The sequence below is a fragment of the Leptotrichia sp. genome, from assembly GCF_057270615.1.
In genome coordinates, this window is sequence record NZ_DBHIXN010000032.1 from 1 (window position 1) to 25,471 (window position 25,471).

The following is a 25,471-nucleotide window of genomic DNA, read 5'->3' on the forward strand; positions in this document are numbered from 1 at the left end:
AGTCAACGTTTTGGAAGAATAATTCAACTCTTCTGTTGTTGTATCTTCCTTTAACTGTGTCATTAGTATCAGCTGGGTTGCTTTCTCCTTGACCAGTAATTGTTCCATAAGAAATAGAGTTCTTCAATCCGTAGTCTCTTAATAATCTAGCTACGTTTTGTGCTCTTGCTACTGATAATTTTTGGTTATAAGCAGCTGATCCAGTTGAATCTGTATGTCCAACGAAATCAATTGATCCACCATCAGCAAATTGGTTAATTACACCTGCGATAGTTCTCAAGTCAGCAGCTTCACCTTCGTTAGGTACTCTACCATCTACTTTAAATCCTCTGATTACACATTTCTTTTCATCAGTTGAGCAGCTAAATGGTAACACAGCAGTATTTGGTTTAACAATTGGTGCTGGTTCTGGAGCTGGTGCTGGCACTGGAGTTGGTACAGGTACTGTAACAGTTTGAGTTATAATTTTAGGTGATCTGTCATTTTTCAATTGTCCAAATCTATATCCTACTCTAACTCCTACTGAATCATTGTAATTTCTTGTTCTTTCAGTATTTCCTAAAGCATCAGATGTTTTAATTTTAACTCCTGATCTTTCGTAGATAGCTTCTAATGAAACTGGCCCAAATTCAGTACCAACTCCTGCTGCAGTATATAATCCACCTTTAACTTTACCATCTACATTTTTAGCTTCATGAGCAAAGTTATATCCTGCTCTTCCTAATACGTATAAAGCATCATTACCGTTGTTAGTTGTAATTAAGTTGAATTTACCTACTGCATAAACTGGAACACTTCTCATTAATTTAGCTTTATCATCTTTTCTTATTAATTTTCCAGAATGAGATGATAATTTATATTCTGCTCCTAATCCCCATTCAAATTCACCTTGGTTATCAACAATGTATTCTAAACCAAGAGTTGGTCCATTTTTAAGTTTGTAATCATCACTAAATTCGCTTGATCCTGCTTTAAATTTTCTGTAGAAATCATATCCACTTTTTACTTGTACTTCAGATGCTACAGCATTCAAAGCCAATAAAGCTGTTCCTAAAATAACTAATTTTTTCATTTCAATTCCTCCTGAATTTTTTCTCTAAATTTTTAATTACTTCTTTCTCCTAATCCTCTTTAAAATTATACAACATTTTAAGAGAAAAATCAATGCTTTAACTAATTAATTTATTTTTATAGTTAAAACTTTTTTTGTTTACAAGTTATAATATCATTTTTTTAATAAAAAGTCAATAAAAAAATTAAATAATACACTACTTCAACCGTTATATTTAGCACTTTTTCCTACTAAACAACCTGATTTTATTGACTTATCAGTCATCTAATAATTTTGATTCTTTTTGGCGTTTATTATTTTTTATAATTCGATATATTATTCTGCTTAACTTAATATAATCTATCCAAAAATTAGATTAAACTTTAGATTTTTACAGAATTATTATATTTTTTTGGTTTGATTTTGAAGTGTTAATTCTGTGTAAATCCATAAAAATTTAAATTATAAATTTATCATTTTGTCAATAGAATTTTCTAGCTTTTTCAATAATGCAATACGATTATTTTTCAACTTTTCATTATCAGAATTAATAATTACATTATCAAAAAAATGGTTAATTGCAGCAGCATTATTAAGCAATGTCTCAATATAATTTGAAAAATCTGTATTTTCAATATTTTCCAATTGATTTGCAAAATTATACAGTTCTTTTTCTTCTTCCTGTTCAAATAATGTGCTATCAATACTTAAATTTTTATTTTTTTCATCTTTAACAATGTTTTTTACACGTTTTAATAGATTTATTAAAACCTCAAAATTTTCAGTTTGTGATAATTTTAATAATTCTGATAATTTTTTATCAAGTTCTACAATATTACTTTCAAGATTTATTTCATAATTTATAAGATCTTTTTTATATTTTTCAGAAAGTACATTAACTATTCTTTGTTTAAAAAATTCTGTTACATCTTTTACGACATTTCCTTCTAATACTTTTTTATCAGCTTCAAAAATTTCATAAGCTTTTTCAACTAATTTTTTGTAGTCAAAAGATAGTTTTGAATTTAATACTACTTGAATAATTCCTTGTGTAGCACGTCTCAATGCATAAGGATCCTTAGAACTTGTAGGTTTTAGCCCAACTGCAAAACATCCAATTATTGTATCCATTTTGTCAGCAATTCCAGCAATGGCACCTTCTATAGTTGTTGGCAATTTATCCCCTTGATAACGTGGCAAGTAATGTTCAAAAATCCCAAGTGCAACATCTTTATTTTCACCTTGCTTTTTAGCATAAACAGAACCCATAAATCCTTGCAACTTAGTAAATTCCTTTTCTCCAATTACATTTGAAACAAGATCCGCTTTTGCCAAATCTACTGTTCTTATAATATTTTCTTTTTTATCACTCAAATTTAACTCTGAAATCAAATATTCAGCAATTTTTTCACTTCTTTTAACTTTTTCAAAAATTGTTCCCATATCCTTTTGGAAAGTAACTTCCTTCAGTTTTTCTACATTGTCTGCAAATTTACCTTTTAAATCTTCGTCAAAGAAAAATTTCGCATCGGCAAGTCTTGGCTCTACAACTTTTTCATTTCCTTTTTTCACAGTTTCTGAATATTCAGGTGCATTTCTTATAACAATAAATTTATTTGATAATTTTCCATCCTTATCTTTTACTGGAAAATATCTTTGATGAGTTTCCAATGTAATTGTTATAATATCTTCAGGAAGCTGTAAATAATCCTTGTTAAATTCACCCTTTATCGCATAAGGATATTCTACCACATTAACTACTTCATCAAGAAGATATTTATTAATTATTGCAACATCTCCATCACTTTCACCATTTTCTTTTATGCTTCTCAAAATTTCTTCTCTTCTTTTTTTACCATCTACAATAACAAAATTTTCAAGCAATATTTTTTCATAATCAAGCGGATTATTAATCTCAATGTCCTGAGAAGCAAAATATCTCATTCCACGAGTCTTATTCCCACCTTTTAGCCCTTCAAACTCAAAAGGTAAAATTTCCCCATTATCAAATAAAGTCACAAACCATTTAATCGGTCTTACAAATCTAAACGTTCTATCAGCCCACTTCATTGATTTTTCAAACTCTATTTTCTTTATCGCATTTTTCAATATTTCAGGCAAAATCTCCCTAGTATCCTTCCCTGCAATAAACTTTTCAATCGAAATATACTTCCCTTTTTCATTTTCAATAATCTTTATATCATCAGCCGTAGCACCTTGTGACTTTACAAATCCTTCTCCAGCCTTTGTAAGTTGTCCATCCTTATAAGCAATCTCAACTGAAGGCCCTACACTTTTTTTATCCAAATCATCCTGTTTTTCAGCCAAATCCTTTATAATCGCTGTAACCCTTCTAGGCGTACTAAACGATTCAATTTCTGAAAACTTAATTCTTTCAGATTTTAATTCATTTTCTATTATTTTTTTCAGATCCTTTTCCGCCTTATCCACATATTGTGCAGGCAATTCTTCCAATCCTATTTCAAAAAGAAAATTCATAATTAATTCTCTCCTTTACAAATTTACATTTTTATTTCTTTTTAACTATTTTTCTAAACAATATTTCTATTTTCCATCTTTTTTACAAATTTTTCCTCAAATTCCTCTTTTGAGTAAGTGTGTACATTTTTGAAGCAATAACCTTTAAATTTTTCAAGTCCAAAACAAATGATTTCATCTTCATCAAAAGTATTTTCTCCAACTGATAAACTACTTCCTTGATTTACAAAATAATTTCCAATCTCTGAAATGGAATTCTTTTCATTTGGTGAATTTTTTTCTTCATTGTAGACTAAAATATAATTTGTAATTTCTTTTAAAGTATTTAAAGATTTTTCCTCAATATCTCCTAAAACAAACATACTATTAAGAATCTTTAACTCTATATCCTTTAATTTTTTTATATCAATTCTATTAGACTTATCAAGTAATTTCCCATTTTTAAATTCAATAAAAGTATATCTTCTATCGCTATGTAAAAATAAAACATCATTTGTTTTTAGCTGAATACTCAAATTATTATTTCTAGTGTACTTATCTCCTCCAACACTATCAAAATTAATTACTTTAATTTGACTTTCTGTCATATATTCTTCATTGTTATCATCTTTTGAAGTTTGCTTTAATGTAGAAGTATTATATATTTTCAAATTAATTTTTTTACTCATCTAAATCACTGCTATATCTAATATTTTCTAAATCCTGAATCGGTCTTGCTAATTTTCTATAAATTTCTCTTGTATTTCCTGTTACATCTTTTATAATACTACTATTTCCTTCATTTTCAGCCACATAATATTTACATTTATCATCAATTTTATGTCGTTCCGAAAAAACTTCAATTGCATTTAAAAAATACGGACTATGTGTTGTCAATAAAATATGCATTCCAAACTCTTTTTGCAATAAAACTATCAATTCAGCAAATTTTAGTTGCCATTCTGGATGTAAATGAATTTCTGGTTCATCAAGAATTATTGTTCCATTTTCTCTTAATTGATTATTTTGAATAAGTAATTTTATTATTGAGAATACCTTAAATCCTGTTGATAAATTTTTTATATTTATTTCCTTGCCAGATTTATTTCTATAAAAATATACTCCAAAATCTTTTTTCAAAAATTTTCCATCAACAATTTTATTCAACTTTTCTTCTATTTTAAATAATTTTTCTTCATTTAAAATATTATCTGTTGCTGTGCTACTTTTATCATTTCTTAACATCGAGATAAATTTAGAATTATGTAAATTTTCAATAATTGAAAATATTTTATTTGCTGAAAGAATGATATTTTCTGATAAATTATCAATAATTCTTGGATTATCCAATAACATTACATTTTCATATAATGAAAAAAAATCTTTAATTTGTATCTTATCATTAGAAATTATTAGATTTATATTCTTATTCTTTATTTTTAAATCTATATTCCCTTCTTCTAAAAAATTTAAATTATTAATCTGACTATTAAATTCTTTATTAAAATTAATTTGAGTAATCTCTTTCATAATCTCATCATCAGATAAATTAATTCTTTTTTTTATTTTTTTTAAAGTATCCTTCAATTCATCTTTTGATTCATCATCTAAACCTCTTACATCATTCAATACTTCTAATTTTTTTTCTAGCTGTTTTAAAAAATCATTCAAATCTAAATCATATTCTACAATTGATGAATGTGCAAGATTATTCCTAATATCTTGTATTGAAGATACTCTTCTCAATTCTTCCAAAATACTTGAAATTTTATCTGTTCGTATTTGTTTCTTTATTTCAAAAAAACTATTAAAAACACTCCACAAAACTTTCCCAACTGTACTTTTCCCAGTATCATTTTCACCAGTAATAACAGTTATCCCATTTATCTCAACATCAGCTTCCTTCAGTTTTCCAACATTTCTTATTGACAATTTCATTCAACAGCCCTCCTTTCAAAAGAAGAATCCCCCTCTTTTTGTCTATTTATTTTTATTCAGCAACGGGAATCCCAATCTTTCCCTAGCTTCTACAAATTTTTCTGCACATCCCTTAGCCAAATCTCTAATTCTTAAAATATAAGACATTCTTTCTGTTGTACTAATTGCCCCTCTTGCATCAAGGTTGTTAAATGTATGTGAGCATTTTAGAACATATTCATAAGCCGGGAATACTAAATCGTTGTTTAAACAATTTTTAGATTCCTTTTCGTACATATCAAAAAGCTGAAAGTGCATTGGAACGTCTGCTACTTCAAAGCTGTATTTTGACAATTCATACTCAAACTGGAATCTTCTTTCTCCGTATTTTACACCTTTTGTCCATTCTAAATCTTTTACATCATCTTTGTTTTGTAAATAAAGTGCAATTCTTTCAAGTCCGTAAGTTATTTCTGATGGAACGATTTCCACTTCCAGTCCTCCAACTTGCTGGAAATACGTAAACTGTGTAATTTCCATTCCATCTAGCCAAACTTCCCATCCTAATCCCCACGCTCCAAGTGTAGGACTTTCCCAGTTGTCTTCCACAAATCTTATGTCGTGTTCCTTAGGATTAATTCCTAGTGCAACCAAACTTTCTAAGTAAAGTTCTTGAATATTTTCTGGTGATGGTTTCATAATTACCTGAAATTGATGATGTTGGTACACTCTGTTGGGATTTTCACCGTATCTTCCATCTTTTGGACGACGTGATGGCTCAACATAGGCAACATTCCAAGGTTCAGGCCCTAATGACATCAAAAAAGTATCTGGATTAAATGTTCCTGCACCTGTTTCAATATCATACGGATTTGATATTATACATCCTTTATCTCCCCAAAATTTTTGAAGAGTTAATATAATTTCCTGAAAAGTCATTTATCTCTATCCTTTCTCTTTTTTATTAATTTTATTTTCAAAATCACTGCTACTAAAGTCAATAATGCTATAGTTGTATATTTAATAGTATTAAACGTTGTTATATTTATTTTATTTGATAAATAATTATCCTCTATAAATTTATAATATGGTGATAATTCCTTTTTTTCTCCATATTGTCGTATAACTTTAAATGGATATTTCAAATTAAGGTTTTTTATTTTCAATTTTTCTTTTAATTGTTCTTCTGTTAAATTAAATATTTCTTCTTTTGAATTGATGATAAAATATCCTGATTTTTTATCTATTTTTTTTCTTTCTTTTTCAGTTAATTCATCATATCCCATCAAATAAAAAATATCACTTGGAAGCTCTTCAATTTTATTAATATAGCCAATCCAATTATTTTTTTCTTTTTTTAAACCTTCTAAATAACCGACATTTGTTAAATAATAAGCAGTATGTTCAAAATCTTCTATTTCTACCAAATATCCATTTTTTAATTTTAAAACTGTATTTTCTTTAACAGGAAACCAAATAAAGAAAAATAAGAGCACAAAAATTAGTATTCCAATATTTATTTTAAATGTTGTTCTTAGTTTATTTTTTGAAATTATTATGCTTATAATCAAAATAATCACTACTATAATTAGAACAAAAAATAACAATACTAAGATTAGCCCTCCAAACATCAATTATTCACCACTCTTTTTCTCTCTACACTTTCTCACTAAATAATCAATCACAATAATATAAATCCCAATATGAACATACATATCCGCAACATTAAATACAAAAACCCAAATTCCTCGAAAATCAATCATATCAATCACATATCCCCGAAAAATTCTATCAATCATATTTCCCAAAGCTCCAGCGGCAATTACTGCTACTCCTATTTTTGTCCATTTGCTATAGTTCTTAAAATTTTTGTATTCTACAGCGATTACATATATAATCAGAACCGTACTTGCTATCGTAAAAAGATTGATTTTACCCTGCAAAAGTCCAAAAACTCCGCCATGATTTTCAACATAAGTCAAATGAAAAAAATTTTTTATTAATGGTATTGAAAAACCTGAAACTCCACCTGCTATGTTGTACATTAACTGCTTTGTAATTTGATCTAATGCAGCTAAAACCAAAATAATAATTATATAAGGCATTCTTTTCTCCTCACATTTTTATTGACACATATTTGTAAAAATCGGACTGAATAAGTTATTTATTTAGATATATTTAGTCCAATTTTACAAAATAAATTTATATTACATTTTTTCCAGAACGCTTGCACATCTCGGACAAACATCTGAATGATTGTGATCGTGCCCAACTTCTTCATCATACTTCCAGCATCTTTCACATTTTTCTCCAGACGCTTTTTCCACACTTATACTTATTCCTTCGATTTCACTTTCTGCTAAACTATCATTTACAAATTTAACTTGAGATACGATAAATAAGTCAGAAACTTCATTTTCTGTATAATCTTTTATAAATGAATATTCATCATTGGCAATGTTTAAAAGAACTCTTGCATCAAGAGAATGCCCTATTAATCCAGTCTGTCTTTCTGCTTCCAGTTTTTTATTTACTTCTCTTCTTAAACGAGCGATTTTATCCCATTTTTTAGCCAACTCTTCATTTAAGTATTCAGGATTTGCTTCAATCCATTTTGATAAATGCACACTTTCTTCTTCTTTTAACGCTTCTGGAATTCTTTCCCAAATTTCATCAGCAGTAAATGACAATACTGGTGAAATAATTCTTACTAACACTTTTAGAACTTCTGTCAGCACAGTTTGAGCACTTCTTCTTTCGATTGAAGTTGTACCTTCACAGTAAAGTCTGTCTTTTACGATGTCAAGATAGAATGAAGACATTTCCATTGAGCAGAAATATGTAATTTCTTGGAATAAACTGTAAAATTCGTATTTATCATAATATTCAGTTGTTTTTTCTTTTAATTCTTCCAGTTTGTGCATTGCCCATTTGTCAATTTCAAACATATCTTTATAGTCAACTTTATCATTTGCATAGTCAAAGTTATTTAAGTTACCCATCAAGAATCTCGCTGTATTTCTAATTCTTCTGTAGGCATCTGACATTTGCTGTAAAATATTTTCAGAAATTCTCACATCTTCTCTGTAATCTACTGAAGATACCCAAAGTCTTAAAATATCTGCTCCGTATTTTTCTGTAATATCTTTTGGAAGTATTGTATTTCCAAGTGATTTAGACATTTTTCTACCTTGTCCGTCCATTGTAAATCCGTGAGTTAATATTCTCTTGTAAGGTGCATCTTTTGTACTTGCAATTGATGTCAATAGTGAAGATTGGAACCAACCTCTGTGCTGGTCACTTCCTTCAAGATATAAATCTGCTGGTCTTGGCAAGTTTCTTGGAACTAGCACACTTCTATGCGAAACTCCAGAATCAAACCAGACATCCATTATACTTCTCTCTTTTCTAATATCCACATCTTTCAAGTTATATTTTTCTAAAAGTTCATCCCCAATAATTTCTTTGGCTTCATATTTCCACCAAATATCAGTTCCTTCTTTTTTAACCAATTCTATTATTCTATCCATAATTTCAGGCTCGTAGATAACTTCATCAGTCGCTCTATTGTAAAATAATGGTATTGGCACTCCCCAGACTCTTTGTCTTGAAATAGTCCAGTCAGGACGAGTTTCTAACATTGAACCAATTCTATTTTTACCCCAAGATGGCACAAATTCAACATTTTCCAATGCCTTTAATGCATTTTCCCTGATATCGCTTTCATCAATGCTAATGAACCATTGTTCAGTCGCTCTGAAAATAACTGGCTTCTTACTTCTCCAATCATGTGGATACGAGTGAACAAAAGTTGTATGGTACAACATATGTCCGCTTTCAGTCAAGTCTTCAACAATCGCTTTACTTGCTTTTGCATAGAACATTCCTTCATATTTTCCAGCTTCTTTAGTCATATGTCCTCTATCATCTACTGGCGACAATATTCCAATTCCATATTTTAATGCATAATTATAGTCATCAACCCCATGTCCTGGCGCTGTATGAACTGCTCCTGTACCTGCATCTATTGTTACATAATCAGCATTCATTACTAACCCTTTTCTATCTAAGAACGGATGTTGATAATGAGTATATTCCAATTCTGTCCCTTTAAATTCTTTTAATAATTCATACGACAAGTCCAATGTTTTAAACACATCTTCAGCCAAGTCCTTTGCAACTACAAGATTACCTTTTTCAGTTTTATACAATCCGTAATCAAATTCAGGATGTAAGAATACTCCCAAGTTTGCTGGCAATGTCCAAGGTGTTGTTGTCCAAATTAAAATACTTGCTTCATCCACACCTAATTTATCAGTCAAATCTTTTTCCCCTTCAAATTTTACATAAATTGAATGAGAAGTTACATCTTTATATTCAATTTCCGCTTCAGCCAAAGCTGTCTCAGTTGTAGGTGACCAGTAAACAGGCTTTAATCCTTTATAAACATAGCCATTTTCATAGATTTCCTTAAATACCTTTAATTGTTCTGCTTCATATTCAGGTCTTAAAGTAACATAAGGATTATCCCAGTTTCCTAAGATTCCTAGTCTTTTAAATCCTTCTTTTTGTTTTTCTACCCATTTTAGAGCATATTTTTTACATTCCTGTCTAATTTGCAGTGGAGTCATATTTTTTGCTTTTTCTCCAAGTTCTTCCATTATTTTCCACTCGATAGGAAGTCCGTGAGTATCCCAACCTGGAATATACGGTGCATTATAACCTCTTAATCTCTTATATTTTAAGATAATATCCTTCAATATTTTATTTAACGCATGTCCAATGTGAATATCTCCATTCGCATAAGGCGGTCCATCATGCAATACAAAAAATGGTGCTCCCTCTTTTAATGATTTTTCATAAATCTCAGCTTTTTTCCAGTCCCTTAATGTCAAAGGTTCTTTTTGTGCCAAATTAGCTTTCATTTTAAAACTTGTCTTTGGCAAGTTAAGCGTTTTTGCATAATCCACTTTTTCTGGATTGTTATTTTCTGACATTACTTCCTCCTATTTCTTTTAATTATTTTTTTTGCTGTTTTTATGTCTTCTATTATATCACAATTTTATATATTTTTAAATAATTCGTCCTTAAATATACAAATAAGGAGATACCAAAATTTTTCTAACTTCGGTATTCTCCTTTTTTATTTATTACATTTAATTTTCTTAATTTTATAATTTTAATTTTTAGTTTTAAAATTATCCAAGTATTCCTGCTCCGATGAATGTTAAAATACCTAAAACAGCTGCATAAGCTATTGAATATTTAACAGTAAATTTAAGCATATCTCCTTCTTTACCCATCAATCCAACTGTTGAAGCGGCAATTGCGATATTTTGTGGAGAAATCATTTTTCCTCCTGTCGCTCCACCTGTACCAGCGGCGATATACAATGCTTTCAATGCATCATGCGATCCTGCTATATTTACTTGAACTCCACCGAATAATAAGTTAGATGCCAAGTCACTTCCTGTTACAAATGTACCAATTGTTCCTAAGAACGGCGAAATAACTGGGAAGAATTTACCTGTTGCAGCAAATCCTTTTGCTATACTTTCAATCATTCCACTGTGTTTCATAACTACTGACAATGCCACAATTCCCATAATTACCACAACTGAAGGTAATTTACTAAGTATTGTTTCTTTCAAAGTTTCAGCCATAACTTTTGGTTTTACACCTTGGATAAATCCTGCAATAACTGTTGCTACAAATAATGGTGCTGCTGGAGCTAAAATCCATTTGAATATTACACTTGGATCTCCTTTATCTTTAAACCATGCAGCTTGATGTCCTAAAGCAAAATTAAAATGTGTTGTTGTTGGTTCTAGAGCTTTATGAACAGCTTCTACAACTGGACTTGTTCCGATAATTAAGATTATCATTAAAATATATGGAATCCAAGCCATAAATGCATCTTTTCCAGTAATAGCTTGACCTTTATTAGATTTTGCACTTTCATCTTCTTTAATAAAGATTTTAGTAGCAACTATCATTAAGATCATTGCAAATAAACTTGATAAAATTGTTGGTAATTCTGCACCCATTGCTTTTGCGATAAATGGTTGAGTCAGATAACCTACAATTGAAGCGATAACTACAGGTAAGATTCCTCTTCCAAATGTTGAATTTTTTCCGCCATCAATTTCTTTATTAGCCATCATTACTAATATAAATGGTATAATACATGTTAATACTAATAATAGTAATGATGTATAAAATGCTGTTTCCCCTGCGTTTAATTTAAAGTTTGTAATCATTGTTGTAACAGGTAGTCCAACTGTTCCAAATGCTGTTGGTGTTGAATTTGCAATTAGACAAATTAACGCTGCACTTAGGGGAGTAAATCCTAATGAAACCATTATTGCCGCAGGAATCGCAACTGCTGTACCATATCCAGCAATACCTTCTATAAATCCACCAAATCCCCAAGCTAATATCAATGCTTGAGCTCTTTTATCTGTTGAAATGCTTCCTAACATTGATTTAATTGTTTCAATTTTACCAGTTTTTACTGATAAATCATAAGCAAACAATGCAGCAAATACAACAAAACCAATAGGCATCCATGCTGTTGCAAATCCTTCAATAACTGAAGCGATAACCCCTTGAACTGGCATTCGCCATCCAGGGACAATAAAGTTTAAAATAATTGCCACTATTAAGCTGGCATACGCACTAAACATAGCTGATTTTTTCAAAAATGTTAATAATATCAAAAATACAACTATTGGCACTAATCCAATTAAAAATAATCCCATTTCCGAACCTTCCTTCTATTTATATTTTTTAAAAAAGTTTTAAAAAGAAAAATTTATTCAAAAAATTAAAATACACATAATATTTCATTTTTTAAAATCAATTTGGTTTTTTAAAAATTCTTTAAATTTTTTAGGTTATGTTTTATTATAAAATTTAGAATAATCTTTTATAATTTTTAATAACCTAAACTATCTTTCTATTATATAGTACCAAATTTTTTTAAAAAGTACAAATTTTTTTTTAAATTTTTTCATTTTTTATAACATTTTTACTTTTTTTTAATATCTATTAAATTTTCTATAATCCTTTTCTCGTAAGTCCCACTCTTCCACGCTCTTTATCCAGCGATAAAATTTTAACTTTAATAATTTGTCCCACAGATAGCTCTTTTGTAGCATCTTTTACAAATTTATCAGAAATTTCAGAAATATGAAGCAGTGCATCTCCTTTTAGCCCTATATCCACAAATGCTCCAAATTTTGCCACATTTCTCACAGTTCCTTCCAAAACCATTCCTTCTTGCAAATCATCCATATTTAAAATATCCGATCTCAATAATGGTTTTTCAAACTCATCTCTTGGATCTCTTCTATCTTTTAGCAACGCTTCATAAACATCTTTTGCAGTTTGTGGTCCAAAATCATTTTCTTTTATAATTTTGTCCAAATTCACTGTTTTCAATTTTTGTCTAACTTCATCCAAATCAGATTTTAAATCGTCAACCTTACAATTTGCTTCCTTCAAAATAGTTTCAGCGATATGATATGATTCTGGATGGATTATCGTATTATCCAAAGGATTTTTACTATTAGGCACCACAACGAATCCTGCCATTTGTTCAAACGCCTTCGTTCCAAGCCCTTTTACCTTTTTCAATTCTTTTCTATCCTTAAAATCTCCATTTTCATGCCTGTAATCTACAAGATTTTTAGCCACATTTTTCTTAATTCCAGACACAAAACTAAGTAATGCCCAAGAAGCCGTATTAATATTGACTCCAACATTATTTACAACATGCTCAATCGTTTGCTCCAATGTTTCATTCAATTTTTTCTGATTTACATCGTGCTGATACATTCCAACTCCAATTGATTTTGGATCAATTTTTACAAGCTCAGCCATCGGATCTTGAATCCTTCTAGCAATCGAAATCGCTCCTCTCGCCGTTACATCCAAATCAGGAAACTCCTCAATTGCAATTTTTGAAGCTGAATAAACCGAAGCTCCAGCTTCACTCACAATCAAGTATGACACAGGTTTTGATGCCTCTTTTATAACATTTGCCACAAAACTTTCAGTTTCACGGGAAGCTGTCCCATTTCCAATCGCAATAATATCAACATCATATTTTTTTATGTAATCTAATATTTTTTTCTTTGCAGTTTCAAGCTGTTTAGGATTATGCATTTCTTCAACTAGGAAAAGCACATCATTTGTTTCATAAAATCCGTCTTTGTTAATAATTACCAATTTACAACCTGTTCTGTAACCGGGATCAAGGCCCATCAATGTTTTTTTACTCAAAGGCGGCTGCAAAAGCAGTTTTTCTAAATTTTCAGAAAAAATATTAATCGCTTCTTCCTCAGCTTTTTCAGTATAAATATTTCTCACTTCATTTTTTATTGACGGATAAGCCAGTCTATCCAGTGAATCTTTTATAACTTTACTCAAAAATTCAATTAAATTTTTATTTTCAAAAGTATTCAAAATAAAATCCATTATAAATTTTTCAAATTTTTCATCAATTTCAATATCAACTTTTAATATTTTTTCTTTTTCACCACGATTTATCGCCAAAATTCTATTAGAAGCCGCTTTTTTAATAAGCTCTGAATACTCATAATAGTCTTGATAAACCCCTTTTTCATCATTTTCCTTATTTTTTTCCACAACTTTAGAAGTCAAAATTCCAAATTCTGAAATTTTATCTCTCAAAAATTCCCTTATTTTCACATCCTCCGAAATATTTTGTGCAATAATCAAATGCACACCATTAATCGCATCTTCAACCGACAAAACTTCTTCACTCAAATATTTTTCCGCTTCTTTTTCCAACATCTCAAAAGTAGTCATTGTCACCAACGCAAATTCTGTCAAAGGTTCTAGCCCTTGCTCTTTTGCAATATCTGCCTTTGTTTTTTTCTTTTTCTTGTAAGGCAAATAAAGATCTTCCACTTCCTGAAGTTTTGTTGCGTAAGTTATGCTATTTTTCAACTCATCAGTCAATTTCCCCTGTTCTTCTATAAGTCTTAAAACTTCTTCTTTTCTCTTTTCCAAATTTCTATAATAAGTAACTTTCTCAATTACATCCCTAATTTGCTCCTCGTCCAGATTTCCCGTAACTTCTTTTCTATAACGAGCAATAAACGGCACAGTCGCCCCTTCGTCAAAAAGTTTTATCGTATTTTCCACTTGTGACTCGCCAAATTTTAGCTCACTTGCTACATTTTTTAAAATATCCAATGCCTTTCCTCCATTTACAATTTAATTTTTTATTTTAAATTTACCAAAACTATTTTAGCATAATTCATAAAAAATAACCAGTTGAATAATTTTATGGACAGAGTAAAAAATATAGGAGCAATTAAAAAATTATATTTTTAAATAATTTAGATTTTTTGTAAGATATATATCAAAATAATTAATTCTATAAAATATTTTACTTTGTTGAAATACTGATTTGGTTTAACTATTTTAAAAAATCCAAGACTAAATATATTAAAATTTTAATTGACAAATTGTCAGTTAGGTAGTACAATACAATTAGGAGGAATAAAATGCGAGATGTAAAAGAACCCAAAATGCGGCGTGCTGAGATTATAAATGCTGCAATGATACTTTTTATGGAGAAAGGATATACTAATACAACTACTCAGGATATAGTTGATAAAGTAAATATATCAAGAGGGTTGTTATATTATCACTTTAAAAATAAAGAGGATATCTTATACTGTCTTGTTGAACAATATTCAGATAAGTTACTAAGGCGTATTCATTTAATTGCTTATGATGATAAAAAAAATGCAATAGAAAAAATCAGAGCATTTATTGATGAAACGATTATATCTACTGAAAATGTTACAGACGAAGAAAACGAATTACAAAAAACAGTTGATCTTGAAGAAAATAGATACTTAATAGATAAGTTATCCCATAAGATTATTGAAAAACTGACAATATATTTTGAGAAGATAATAAAACAAGGAATATCAGAAAAAGTTTTTTCTGTAAAATATCCATTAGAAACAGCAGAATTTCTTATGACGGCTTATGTTTTTGTTTCAAATAACATAAGTATAAGATATTCAAAAAAAGAACCTGTCAATGATTACTTAAATGCATTTAAGATAATGCTTGAACAAAGTTTAAATACAAAAAAACTCTTTAGCAATTAAAAAAATAATAGAATATTTGTAAAAACAATGATGTGCCGATAGCTGATGCTACACAAGTTATCGGTTTTATTTCAAAAAATAACTGACAAATTGTCAATGGAGGTAAATTATGTTAGATATAAAAAATTTAAGTAAATTTTATGGAGATAAAAAGGTTGTTGACAACCTATCTATTTCAGTGCGGTCTGGAGATATTTATGGTTTTATTGGAGCAAATGGAGCTGGAAAAACTACAACGATAAAAGCGGTAGTAGGGATTCATAACTTTGAGAACGGAAGTATAACTATTGATGGACATTCCATTAAATCAGAACCTGTTATTTGTAAAAAAATGATGGCATACATTCCAGATAATCCAGACCTTTATGAACATCTGACAGGATTTCAGTACATCAATTTTATTGCGGATTTATTTGAAGTTCCTGCCGAAATACGTAGAGAAAAAATTCAAAGATATGGTGATTTATTTGAAATGACAGAGCATCTTTCAAGGTTAATATCTTCGTATTCACATGGTATGAAACAACGAACAGCGATTATTTCTGCACTGGTACATGACCCGAAGCTATTTATTTTAGATGAGCCTTTTGTAGGACTTGATCCGAAAGCATCTTTTCTGTTGAAGAAAATAATGCACGAATGTGTATCAAATGGTGGAGCTATTTTCTTTTCAACACATGTATTGGATGTTGCAGAAAAATTATGTAATAAGATTGCAATTATAAAAAATGGAAAGTTAATCGCAAGTGGTAATATAGGAGAGGTCAAAGGCGATAAATCTTTGGAAACTTTTTTTATGGAGGTACAGGATAATGAGTAAAATTTGGATATTAATTAAAGCACAATTGATAAATTTCTTTCCAATCAACGAAATTAGAGAACTGGGAAATAAAAAACAAAATTCTATTGTTATTACAAGTTTTGGAATAACAGCTTTTGCCATATTCTTTGGCATCTATAATATCATAACAGCCGAAACGCTGGTACAAGCGGGACAGCAGGAATTGATACCGGCATATATGTTAGCGATATCAAGTTTTGTGATATTATTTTTGACAATATTTTATTCTAATGGAATTTTATTTGACAGTCGGGACATGGAAATCCTTTTATCTTTACCTTTAAAAAGTTCGGATATTATAAGTAGCAAGTTTATTTTTATGTATTTATTAAATTTTTTAATAGGATCAATGTTTATGCTTCCGGGAGGAATTGTTTGGGTATTAAGCAAAAGTTTAAACGTATTACAGATTATATTGTATTTTACTTCCATAATTTTTACCCCATTGATACCTATGTGCATAGCAACATGTATAGGAATCATTATTGTTGTCGCTTCATCTTTTTTTAAAAAGAAAAATATTATTTCTCTAATTTTTTCATTTGCAATGATAGGTATAATCGGATACATTGCAGTATCAGCTATGAAATCAGGTAATGAAAATAGTATTAAAATTATACTTGCTAAGCAAATTACAAAGCTGTATCCAATTTCTAAGTTATTTATTCAATACTATAATTTCCCGATGTACATGGGAATGGGATTTTTTATTGCTCTTTCAACAGTAGTTTTCTATATATTTATACAAATTGTTTCACTCAAATATGAACTGCTTAATACTCTTACCAAAACAACATCAAGATATTCTAACAACAAAAAATCTTATAACAGAAAATCAGTATTTTTGGCTTTATATAAAAAGGAACTTGAACGATTTCTAAGCTCATATACGGAAGTATTGAATGCAGGGCTTGGTGTGGTACTTTTATGTGTTTTTAGTATATTTTTGTTGTTTAATTCTGTGGAACAACTAGGAAAGTATTCAGGAGTTGAAAATATAAACGAATATCTTTCAAATCTAGCTCCAATTTTTATTGCATCTATGCTAACACTTAGTTGTCCGGCAGCTTCGTCTATATCTTTAGAAGGAAAAAATATTTGGATTTTGCAAAGTTCTCCTATTAAAGTAAAAACTATTTTAAATTCCAAGATAGCAGTAAATCTTACACTTCATCTGATTGGATACATAATTTCCATATTTGTATTTATACTAAAACTTAATATGAATCTTATTCAAATAATTAATCTAATCATTGTTCCTATATGTTATTCACTTTTTATAACGGTGATAGGAATTTCATTAAATAAAAAATATCCTAACTATGAATGGGAAAGTGAGATGATAGTAGTAAAACAGAGTATGCCTGTTCTTGTATCTGGAATTATTGGAATAATTGCACTCATCACACCAATTCTTCTTAATTGGTTTTTAATGTATGTTTTACAGATAATATCAGTCATATTACTTGTTATTTCAAGTGGAGTTTATATAAAGACAAGCAAGTCAAATTTTATTTAATTCAAGGAGGGAAAATTACATGAAAAATAAGAGGAGCTGATTTTTACTATACTTTTTGAATATCAGCATACTGCGGCTTCATTTCTTGCAAATCCTTACGGTGTTTCAAAGGCTACCACGTATAATCTTGTCAATTCTTTTGAAATGCCGAAACTTAATATTGAAAGGTTTGAAAAGGATGAGAATTCACCAGTATATATAGAAATTGATAAAGACCATATGAAATGCAGAAGAAGCAGAAATACATATATGAGGATGGTTGCTATACATCGTGGGATTGAAAAAATCTGCAAGGATAGGAATAAGACTCATAAACTGTATTTTATACTATTCCCCGTTTAAAAAGCGGATATTTATTTTAATTATTTGAAAATAAATATTAGGTTTAATCTATAAAAAGATTTATAATGTATTCGTTATTCAAATGGGGTTTAGTATTAATGGGACAAGAGAGTATACAATGAAAAAAGTAATAGAAACAAATTGTTTGCCAAATATTATTAGCGAAGTAGGAAAAAGGACAAATATTCCATATTTAAGAAGAGAAGAAAGTCTGATGAGGGAAGTTCTGAAGAAAATATCACAAAGCAGAATGATTTAAAAAAGACAGCCCAAAATATTTTATTATGTTATTTTGGCTGCCCTTATATTTTTTACTCTGTCAATTTTATGAGATAAGTTAAAAATTTTAAAGGATAAATATTTGCAAAAAAAAAATATCAACCTTTAGAAGTGCTGATACTAATAAATTAATTTATTTAAATGGTGCGAAAGGTGGGACTCGAACCCACATGTCGAAGACGCTAGATCCTAAGTCTAGTGCGTATACCAATTTCGCCACTCTCGCAAACATTATTTAATTTTAATAAATGGTGAGCCATACTGGGATCGAACCAGTGACACCTTGATTAAAAGTCAAGTGCTCTACCGACTGAGCTAATGGCTCATATTATGGGGTGATCGACGGGACTTGAACCCGCGACAACCAGTGCCACAAACTGGCGCTCTACCAACTGAACTACGATCACCATATATATGATTTTTTTGTTTTAAATAAAATGGAGCGGGAGACGAGGGTCGAACTCGCGACATTCAGCTTGGAAGGCTGACGCTCTACCAACTGAGCTACTCCCGCAAAATCTATAAGATGGTCGGTGTAGTAGGATTTGAACCTACGACCCCCTGCTCCCAAGGCAGGTGCGCTACCGAACTGCGCTATACACCGTTCCTTTAACAAGTGAACTTCTCATTTTTTCTAATCACTCTCGGACAAGAAATATAATATCATAATTTTAAATAAATGTCAACAACTTTTTACAATTTTTTTACTTTTACTCAAATGCTAATAAAAAAAATTCTAAACCGCACTCAAACTCCTATAAAATATAAAAAATTATGTGCTTATATTTTAGGCTCTGATGGAGTTTGAGTAACATAATTAAATTACAAAAATTTCCAAAACTAATTTATTTTCATTTTAGAAATAAATTTTTAAAAAATAACCGTTGTCTTCTCTCTTTCAAAAATCAATCCCTTTTCAATTTTTTCATCAGCATCTTCCGTAAAATCAATAAAATATTTTTGTTCATTGTCTTTTTGATTTAACATTTTTAATTTATTTTTAGTTTCAGAGCCAAGATGATTATCTTCCTTCAAAATATTCCGGACATCTTGATTTAATACAAGTATTTCATTTATTGAAATTCTTCCACTGTATCCACTAGAACACTCATCGCAACCTTTTCCCATACACTTCTGGCATTTTTTTCCAACTAATCGCTGCCCAATTACTCCAATTAATGAATCTAATATTAGATATTTTGGGATTCCCATGTCTACTAGCCTGATTAATGTAGAAACTGCATCATTTGTATGAATTGTAGAAATTACAAGATGACCTGTTAATGCAGCTCTTACAGCTATTTCTGCTGCAACTTCGTCCCTAATCTCAGAAATTACAATAATGTCAGGATCATTTCTTAATGTAGCTTTTAAAACTTCAGAAAATGTTACTCCAATTTCTTGATTTACCTGTATTTGAACAGTTCCATCAATTTTGCTTTCAACTGGATCTTCTACAGTTATGATTTTTTTCCTTCCGTCATTTAACATATTTATTAAAGATTTTAATGTTGTAGATTTTCCAGAACCTGTAGGCCCACTTACTAGAATCATTCCATATTTCCTATCTAAAATTTCATTTAACATTTCGATACTTTGCTTTGAAAATCCTAACGTTTCAAGTTTTGTATCTTTTAGATAATTTTCTAAAATACGTAAAACCATACTTTCTCCACCAACCGTTGGCATATACGCAGCCCTTATATCATAACGTTTATTAAAATTTTTTATATTTAATAAAAAAGAAAAGCTGCCGTCTTGCGGCTTTCTTTTCTCTGCAACATTCATTCCAGCCAAAACTTTCATTCTAGCAATAATTTCTGTAATATTTTTTTCAAGAACTTTTTTATTCACAGCTTCATATAATTTCTGACTTTCTTTAAGATAACCATCAATCCGATATTTTATTTCCATTCCTTCTAGCAAATCAAATTTCACATGAATATCGCTGGCTCGCTCCTTAAATCCAGCTTTTACAATTTCATTTAAATATGAAACAGTATCTTTTGATAACAAATTATTTTTTTTATTATCTGAAATATCCTTTAATTTTACCTTTTCAATTATTTTTTCATTCATTGTCCTCAATTTTCCCTTCCCACTTTTATATTTTCAACTATTTCTTTTTCACACTTCCGCTATTAAATTCTTCCAACACTAATTCTGTTTGTTTTTTTAATGTTTTGAATAATCCTTTTTTTATCAAATTGTACCATTTTAAAGTTGCACTTTGAGCATCAATCCCCTTTAATGTTTCCTTTAGCTGCAATTTAAAAAAATCAACTTCTTCATAAGATAATTTCACATTTTTAGTTTTTTCTTTTTTATTTGCTTTAGTAATTTTAACTTCATTTTCTAAATATTTAAAGAAGCCAAATACATTTGGAAGCTGCTTTTCGTATTGACTCATCATTTTTTTCATCTCTTCAATCATTCTTGCCAAATAGCTTCTTGACATTTTTGAAAATGTAACATTAACTTTTCTTTTACCTTTTCCAATTTTTTGTACAAGCTGCTGCATTTTAGCCTGTGATTTTGCATTTATTAAATCCATATTACTAACTGTATTAGGATTTACCATTTTTGCCATAAATTCTCCTTTCCATTTTTTTACTTTTTTTGTTTTTTATTTTAAATTTTTTATTATCTCATCAAATAAAATATTGCCTTCCCTCAACAATACAAGTTTTCCTTTTTCATATTTTACAATAGTCGAAGGCTTTCCTGTTAGCTCTGACTTTTCATTTGGAATAACAATATCTACATTTTTTAAAAGCTCTTTACTTAAGTCTTCGATTTTTTTTACAGAATTTTCACCTGAAATATTAGCACTTGTAGTCAATAACACTCCACCAGATTTTTTTATTAATTCCAAAGCAATTTTATTTTTAGGAATACGAATACCTATAGTTTGCATATTCTTGTCAAATTTTTTAGTAAAATTACGATTTGCGCCAAAAATAACAGTTAATTCTCCTGGCCAGTATTTATCAAGAATTTTAGAAATTTTATTCATATTTTCTTCAGTTTCGTTTATAAAATTTTTCAAATTTTTTATGTCATCAATTAATGCTATTATTTTTTTAGAAAAATCACGTTTTTTTATTTTATAGATTTCTTCTACAGATTTTTTTTCAGGAAGAGAGCCTATTCCATAAACAGTATCTGTCGGAAATATGACAACTCCTCCTCTTTTCAAAACTTGTACAGCTTTTTCAATTTTATTTTTTTTTATTTTAATCATCATTTCCATCATCAACCGGCATTTCAAACAAACCGCTTATTGGTTTATTTGTAGCTATTCTAGTTATTATTTCTGCAAACATCTTGCTTGTTGTCAATATTTTTAATTTATTAAATTTCTTTTCTTCAGGCAATTCAATTGTATCTGTCACAACAATTTCTGTAAATGCTGAGTTTTTCAATCTTTCAATTGCTGGATGAGAAAAGACAGCATGTGTTGCACACCCATAAACTTCTACTGCTCCTTTATCAATTAAAGCTTGGGCTGCATTACAAATTGTTCCTGCTGTATCAATCATATCGTCAATCAGAATAGCTTTTTTACCTTTTACATCACCGATAATATTCATAACTTCTGAAACATTTGCCTTTGCACGTCTTTTATCAATTATCGCAAGTGGTGTATGAAGCCAATTTGCAAGTCCTCTTGCTCTTTTTACTCCCCCAACATCAGGCGATACAACAACTGTATCTTCTGGACTAAATCCATATTTTATAAAGTGTTTAGCCAAAATTGGCAATGCTTCCATATGGTCTACTGGAATGTCAAAAAATCCTTGAATTTGTCTTGCGTGTAAATCCATTGTAATTACTCTTGTAGCTCCTGCAACAGTTAATAAATTTGCAACAAGTTTTGATGTAATTGGCTCACGTGGACTTGCTTTTCTATCTTGTCTTGCATATCCATAATAAGGAATAACAGCAATAATCTCCTTGGCTGAAGATCTTTTTATTGCATCAATAAAGACTAAAAGTTCCATAAGACTTTCATTTACAGGCTTTGAAGTAGACTGAACAATAAACACTTTACATCCACGTACACTTTCACTTGATTTTGCAAAAGTTTCTCCATCGGCAAATCTCACAATTTTAGAAGATGATAAATCCATATCCAAATATTTCGCAATTTTTTCTGCTAATTTTTTACTCGATGTTCCTGCAAATATTCTAATTTTGTCTTTGTCTTCTTTAGTTAATGTTATCATTTTATTTCCCTTTCTTTCGTTTTAATATTTTTTATTTTTGACATTTCCCTATTTTTAAGTATTATTTTATTTATTTTTTTCTTTATTTACCTGTCTTGCTCTTCCAAAAGCAAGTGTTTCATCAGGAATATCTTTTGTAATTACTGAACCTGCAGCTGTAAGAACCTTATCCCCTATTTCTACAGGAGCTACAATTATTGAATTACTTCCAATAAATGCATTTTTACCAATTTTGGTCTTATGCTTATTTTTTCCATCATAATTACAAGTAATAGTTCCTGCGCCAACATTTGTATCTTGTCCAATCTCAGCATCTCCAATATAAGTTAAATGCCCTGTTTTCACACCTTTTTCAAGCGTAGCGTTTTTTATTTCTACAAAGTTTCCAACATGTACAGTTTGTTTTAAATGTGCCTTTGGACGTAAATGTGCAAATGGTCCTACTGTTACTCCTTCTTCAAGAGTTGATTGTTCTACAACAGAAGCCTCTATTCTTACATTATCAGCAATTATAGAGTTGTCAATTCTAGTATTTCCCAAAATTTCACAATTTTTTCCAATTTTAGTGTTCCCTTGAATTGTAACATTTGGATAAATTACAGTATCTTGTCCAATTTGAACACTATCTTCGATGTAAGTTGCATCTGGATCAATCAAAATCACTCCACTATCCATCAGTTCAACATTTTTTCTATTTCTCAAAATTTTCTCTGCCTGTGCCAACTGAACTTTAGAATTTACTCCCAAAATTTCATCTTCATCTTCAATTTGAAAACTGTCAACATTGTAGCCTTCACTTGTCAAAATCTTTATAGCATCAGTTAAATAATATTCACCTTTTGAATTATTATTGTCAATTTTTTCTATCGCATAAAGCAAACTTTCGTTTTTAAAAATATAGACTCCTGTATTAATTTCATCTATTCTTTTCTCATTTTCATCTGCTTCCTTTTCTTCGACAATATTTGAAATTTTACCATTTTCTTTAACAATCCGTCCATATCCAAATGGATTTTTAACCTTACATGAAAGTACAATACAGTCAAGTTTTTTTTCATCAAAAGAATCTTTTAATTTTTTCAAGGTTTCTTCTTTTAGAAGTGGCGTATCTCCACAAGTAATAAGCACATCTTCACCATAACTCTTAATTTTATCCTTTGCAATCAAAATTGCATGTCCTGTCCCAAGCTGTTCTTTTTGTGTAACAAAATCAACATCTCCCATTTCAGCCAGTACATCTTCCTTTTTATGTCCCAAAATAAAAACATTTTTTTTATTTCCAATATTTTCAAGAACATTCACAACTCTTCTAATCATTGGAACACCATTCACCTTGTGCAAAACCTTAGATTGTTCAGACTTCATTCTAGTCCCTTTTCCAGCCGCCAAAATTACCGAAATCATCCTTCCTCCTTCAATTTAATAAGTCCAGTCATTTATAAAAGTCTATAAAATCCCATTAATTCAGTATTTTTCAACTTAAATTTTTATTTACGCTAAAGCTTATTTTTAAAATTACTTTACACCCTAATTATATCAATTTTTTCTAATTTATTCAAATGATAAAAAAAAGTTTTTTATTTGTTAAAATATTTTTTAAATCTAAAAATTTTATTTTTTTCCTTCATTTTCACTCTCACTATTATGATGCAGATGTATTCTCAAAGCCTCCAGTGAAATTTGAATTTCCAGAAGCGAAAATAATAATGAAATTATTAGCGACACAAGACTTATCCCAAAACTTATTTTCCCAATAAAATCTATTTGAAAAAATAAAAATAACATAGAAACAGCACACATTAACAAACTTGAAACTCCAAAATATTGCATCTTTTTAATATAATTTAACCTTTTCCTCAAATTTTTAACTTGATAAAATTCATGTCTTACTTCTCCGCTTGAATCCATTTGCCTGACAATTGCTGTAAGTGCTAAAAATCTGTTTGTGTATGCAAGTAAAAGTAAAGATACAGTAGGAAAAAGAACTGCAGGCGTAGTTATTTCCAAAGTCATATTTTCTCACCTTCCTTTAAATTTTTTTTACTAAGCCCTATATTTTATTTATTTTCTTACAAAATTCTTGATCTCTTTTTAAATGACAAAAAAATTATCTAGAAACAAATCAAAAATATCTTGAGTTTCTTTATTATAAAATAATTTACTAAATAAGTTAAAATCAAATAAAACTAAGATTTGAGCAGAACAACTATAACTTTTTAAATTTGGTTTTAAAGCAGCTTTACTATATTAATTGAAAGTTTACATTTTCAAAAAATACAAAAAAACGCAAGGATTGCTAAAATTTATCCTTGCTAAAAATTACATTTTGTTTTGATTAAAAAGAATCAGGAGATGATACTACTTTCAAATCCTTATCTATTTCAAATACTAATGGTTTACCTGTTGTTAAATTTAATTTTAGAATATCTTCATCTGAAATATTTAATAAATATTTTATTAAAGCTCTCAAACTGTTTCCGTGAGCTGCCACAATAACATTTTTTCCTTCTTGCAAACTTTTTGAAATGTCTGAATGCCAGTAAGGTAAAACTCTTGCGATTGTATCTTTCAAGCTTTCTCCAAGTGGTGCTTCTTCTTCAGTCAAATCAGCATATCTTCTGTCTGATTTTGGATAATATTCACTTGATTTGTCAATTG

Annotated in this window: 21 protein-coding genes, 5 tRNA genes and 1 pseudogene; 5 read left to right on the plus strand and 22 right to left on the minus strand. The window is 29.4% G+C overall.

Annotated elements, in window-relative coordinates; all coding sequences use genetic code 11:
• The 10 genes from ACO409_RS06915 to ACO409_RS06960 all read right to left on the minus strand — a co-directional run.
• Window positions 1–1,072: OmpA family protein (locus tag ACO409_RS06915; protein ID WP_485556075.1), on the minus strand; the 1,072-nt coding region annotated here is incomplete at its 3' end.
• Between the two features lie 441 nt (window positions 1,073–1,513).
• A complete protein-coding gene (gene glyS, locus ACO409_RS06920; protein ID WP_485556076.1) occupies window positions 1,514–3,550 on the minus strand; it encodes a glycine--tRNA ligase subunit beta in 2,037 nt (678 codons plus the stop codon).
• A gap of 53 nt (window positions 3,551–3,603) precedes the next feature.
• A complete protein-coding gene (locus ACO409_RS06925) occupies window positions 3,604–4,218 on the minus strand; it encodes a hypothetical protein (RefSeq protein ID WP_485556077.1) in 615 nt (204 codons plus the stop codon).
• The gene (locus ACO409_RS06930) at window positions 4,211–5,467 is read right to left on the minus strand and encodes an AAA family ATPase (RefSeq protein ID WP_485556078.1); all 1,257 of its coding nucleotides are present in this window, start codon (window positions 5,465–5,467) and stop codon (window positions 4,211–4,213) included. Before ACO409_RS06930 ends, ACO409_RS06925 begins: the two co-directional genes overlap by 8 nt.
• A gap of 42 nt (window positions 5,468–5,509) precedes the next feature.
• Window positions 5,510–6,385, minus strand: a complete 876-nt coding sequence (gene glyQ / locus ACO409_RS06935) for a glycine--tRNA ligase subunit alpha (protein ID WP_060918773.1) — start codon at window positions 6,383–6,385, stop codon at window positions 5,510–5,512.
• The gene (locus ACO409_RS06940; RefSeq protein ID WP_485556079.1) at window positions 6,382–7,077 is read right to left on the minus strand and encodes a hypothetical protein; all 696 of its coding nucleotides are present in this window, start codon (window positions 7,075–7,077) and stop codon (window positions 6,382–6,384) included. Before ACO409_RS06940 ends, glyQ begins: the two co-directional genes overlap by 4 nt.
• A 3-nt stretch (window positions 7,078–7,080) precedes the next feature.
• The gene (gene lspA, locus ACO409_RS06945; RefSeq protein ID WP_485556080.1) at window positions 7,081–7,551 is read right to left on the minus strand and encodes a signal peptidase II; all 471 of its coding nucleotides are present in this window, start codon (window positions 7,549–7,551) and stop codon (window positions 7,081–7,083) included.
• 102 nt (window positions 7,552–7,653) lie between these two features.
• Complete coding sequence (gene ileS / locus ACO409_RS06950; protein ID WP_485556081.1) at window positions 7,654–10,443, minus strand: isoleucine--tRNA ligase; 2,790 nt, start codon at window positions 10,441–10,443, stop codon at window positions 7,654–7,656.
• A gap of 201 nt (window positions 10,444–10,644) precedes the next feature.
• Window positions 10,645–12,207, minus strand: a complete 1,563-nt coding sequence (locus ACO409_RS06955) for an L-lactate permease (protein WP_485556082.1) — start codon at window positions 12,205–12,207, stop codon at window positions 10,645–10,647.
• A gap of 298 nt (window positions 12,208–12,505) precedes the next feature.
• A complete protein-coding gene (locus ACO409_RS06960) occupies window positions 12,506–14,671 on the minus strand; it encodes a Tex family protein (RefSeq protein WP_485556083.1) in 2,166 nt (721 codons plus the stop codon).
• A 314-nt stretch (window positions 14,672–14,985) separates the two neighbouring features.
• Between ACO409_RS06960 and ACO409_RS06965 the strand changes: the two genes are divergently transcribed.
• The 5 genes and pseudogenes from ACO409_RS06965 (at window position 14,986) to ACO409_RS06985 (ending at window position 18,564) form a co-directional block, all read left to right on the plus strand.
• Window positions 14,986–15,603: a TetR/AcrR family transcriptional regulator gene (locus tag ACO409_RS06965; RefSeq protein WP_485556084.1), complete on the plus strand. Its 618-nt coding sequence runs from the start codon at window positions 14,986–14,988 to the stop codon at window positions 15,601–15,603.
• 109 nt (window positions 15,604–15,712) lie between these two features.
• Window positions 15,713–16,423, plus strand: coding sequence for an ABC transporter ATP-binding protein (locus ACO409_RS06970; RefSeq protein WP_485556085.1), 711 nt, complete (start codon window positions 15,713–15,715; stop codon window positions 16,421–16,423).
• Entirely contained in the window at window positions 16,416–17,963 is a 1,548-nt protein-coding gene (locus ACO409_RS06975) for a hypothetical protein (RefSeq protein ID WP_485556086.1), read from the plus strand. Before ACO409_RS06970 ends, ACO409_RS06975 begins: the two co-directional genes overlap by 8 nt.
• Before the next feature lie 30 nt (window positions 17,964–17,993).
• Window positions 17,994–18,299 (plus strand): annotated as a pseudogene (locus tag ACO409_RS06980) (ISLre2 family transposase); the annotation flags it as partial.
• 124 nt (window positions 18,300–18,423) lie between these two features.
• Entirely contained in the window at window positions 18,424–18,564 is a 141-nt protein-coding gene (locus tag ACO409_RS06985; protein WP_485556087.1) for a hypothetical protein, read from the plus strand.
• A gap of 162 nt (window positions 18,565–18,726) precedes the next feature.
• On the opposite strand, the gene ACO409_RS06990 is transcribed toward ACO409_RS06985, so the two are convergent.
• From ACO409_RS06990 to ACO409_RS07045, 12 genes are all read right to left on the minus strand, one after another.
• Window positions 18,727–18,810, minus strand: a tRNA-Leu gene (locus tag ACO409_RS06990).
• Window positions 18,811–18,833: 23 nt separating this feature from the next.
• Window positions 18,834–18,909 (minus strand) — tRNA-Lys (locus ACO409_RS06995).
• A 6-nt stretch (window positions 18,910–18,915) separates the two neighbouring features.
• Window positions 18,916–18,991, minus strand: a tRNA-His gene (locus ACO409_RS07000).
• A 31-nt stretch (window positions 18,992–19,022) separates the two neighbouring features.
• A tRNA-Gly gene (locus ACO409_RS07005) sits at window positions 19,023–19,098 on the minus strand.
• A gap of 13 nt (window positions 19,099–19,111) precedes the next feature.
• Window positions 19,112–19,188: transfer RNA gene (locus ACO409_RS07010), tRNA-Pro, on the minus strand.
• 266 nt (window positions 19,189–19,454) lie between these two features.
• Window positions 19,455–20,663 (minus strand): GspE/PulE family protein, encoded by a 1,209-nt coding sequence (locus ACO409_RS07015; RefSeq protein WP_485556088.1) that lies wholly within the window; start codon window positions 20,661–20,663, stop codon window positions 19,455–19,457.
• A 37-nt stretch (window positions 20,664–20,700) separates the two neighbouring features.
• The gene (locus tag ACO409_RS07020) at window positions 20,701–21,174 is read right to left on the minus strand and encodes a viral A-type inclusion protein (protein ID WP_485556089.1); all 474 of its coding nucleotides are present in this window, start codon (window positions 21,172–21,174) and stop codon (window positions 20,701–20,703) included.
• Between the two features lie 36 nt (window positions 21,175–21,210).
• Window positions 21,211–21,828 (minus strand): L-threonylcarbamoyladenylate synthase, encoded by a 618-nt coding sequence (locus tag ACO409_RS07025; RefSeq protein ID WP_485556090.1) that lies wholly within the window; start codon window positions 21,826–21,828, stop codon window positions 21,211–21,213.
• Window positions 21,821–22,813, minus strand: coding sequence for a ribose-phosphate diphosphokinase (locus ACO409_RS07030; protein ID WP_485556091.1), 993 nt, complete (start codon window positions 22,811–22,813; stop codon window positions 21,821–21,823). The genes ACO409_RS07025 and ACO409_RS07030 overlap by 8 nt, the downstream gene beginning before the upstream one ends.
• 66 nt (window positions 22,814–22,879) lie before the next feature.
• Entirely contained in the window at window positions 22,880–24,217 is a 1,338-nt protein-coding gene (gene glmU, locus ACO409_RS07035; RefSeq protein ID WP_485556092.1) for a bifunctional UDP-N-acetylglucosamine diphosphorylase/glucosamine-1-phosphate N-acetyltransferase GlmU, read from the minus strand.
• A gap of 207 nt (window positions 24,218–24,424) precedes the next feature.
• Window positions 24,425–24,826, minus strand: a complete 402-nt coding sequence (locus ACO409_RS07040; RefSeq protein ID WP_485556093.1) for a DUF2721 domain-containing protein — start codon at window positions 24,824–24,826, stop codon at window positions 24,425–24,427.
• A gap of 322 nt (window positions 24,827–25,148) precedes the next feature.
• Window positions 25,149–25,471: 2,3-bisphosphoglycerate-dependent phosphoglycerate mutase (locus ACO409_RS07045; RefSeq protein WP_485556094.1), on the minus strand; the 323-nt coding region annotated here is incomplete at its 5' end.

Excerpts from the sequence above, each read along its gene's own strand:
- glyS (WP_485556076.1), bottom strand. The coding sequence starts at position 3,550 with ATGAATTTTCTTTTTGAAATAGGATTGGAAGAATTGCCTGCACAATAT.
- ACO409_RS06925 (WP_485556077.1), bottom strand. The coding sequence starts at position 4,218 with ATGAGTAAAAAAATTAATTTGAAAATATATAATACTTCTACATTAAAG.
- ACO409_RS06930 (WP_485556078.1), bottom strand. The coding sequence starts at position 5,467 with ATGAAATTGTCAATAAGAAATGTTGGAAAACTGAAGGAAGCTGATGTT.
- glyQ (WP_060918773.1), bottom strand. The coding sequence starts at position 6,385 with ATGACTTTTCAGGAAATTATATTAACTCTTCAAAAATTTTGGGGAGAT.
- ACO409_RS06940 (WP_485556079.1), bottom strand. The coding sequence starts at position 7,077 with ATGTTTGGAGGGCTAATCTTAGTATTGTTATTTTTTGTTCTAATTATA.
- lspA (WP_485556080.1), bottom strand. The coding sequence starts at position 7,551 with ATGCCTTATATAATTATTATTTTGGTTTTAGCTGCATTAGATCAAATT.
- ileS (WP_485556081.1), bottom strand. The coding sequence starts at position 10,443 with ATGTCAGAAAATAACAATCCAGAAAAAGTGGATTATGCAAAAACGCTT.
- ACO409_RS06955 (WP_485556082.1), bottom strand. The coding sequence starts at position 12,207 with ATGGGATTATTTTTAATTGGATTAGTGCCAATAGTTGTATTTTTGATA.
- ACO409_RS06965 (WP_485556084.1), top strand. The coding sequence starts at position 14,986 with ATGCGAGATGTAAAAGAACCCAAAATGCGGCGTGCTGAGATTATAAAT.
- ACO409_RS06970 (WP_485556085.1), top strand. The coding sequence starts at position 15,713 with ATGTTAGATATAAAAAATTTAAGTAAATTTTATGGAGATAAAAAGGTT.
- ACO409_RS06975 (WP_485556086.1), top strand. The coding sequence starts at position 16,416 with ATGAGTAAAATTTGGATATTAATTAAAGCACAATTGATAAATTTCTTT.
- ACO409_RS06985 (WP_485556087.1), top strand. The coding sequence starts at position 18,424 with ATGAAAAAAGTAATAGAAACAAATTGTTTGCCAAATATTATTAGCGAA.
- ACO409_RS07015 (WP_485556088.1), bottom strand. The coding sequence starts at position 20,663 with ATGAATGAAAAAATAATTGAAAAGGTAAAATTAAAGGATATTTCAGAT.
- ACO409_RS07020 (WP_485556089.1), bottom strand. The coding sequence starts at position 21,174 with ATGGCAAAAATGGTAAATCCTAATACAGTTAGTAATATGGATTTAATA.
- ACO409_RS07025 (WP_485556090.1), bottom strand. The coding sequence starts at position 21,828 with ATGATTAAAATAAAAAAAAATAAAATTGAAAAAGCTGTACAAGTTTTG.
- ACO409_RS07030 (WP_485556091.1), bottom strand. The coding sequence starts at position 22,813 with ATGATAACATTAACTAAAGAAGACAAAGACAAAATTAGAATATTTGCA.
- glmU (WP_485556092.1), bottom strand. The coding sequence starts at position 24,217 with ATGATTTCGGTAATTTTGGCGGCTGGAAAAGGGACTAGAATGAAGTCT.
- ACO409_RS07040 (WP_485556093.1), bottom strand. The coding sequence starts at position 24,826 with ATGACTTTGGAAATAACTACGCCTGCAGTTCTTTTTCCTACTGTATCT.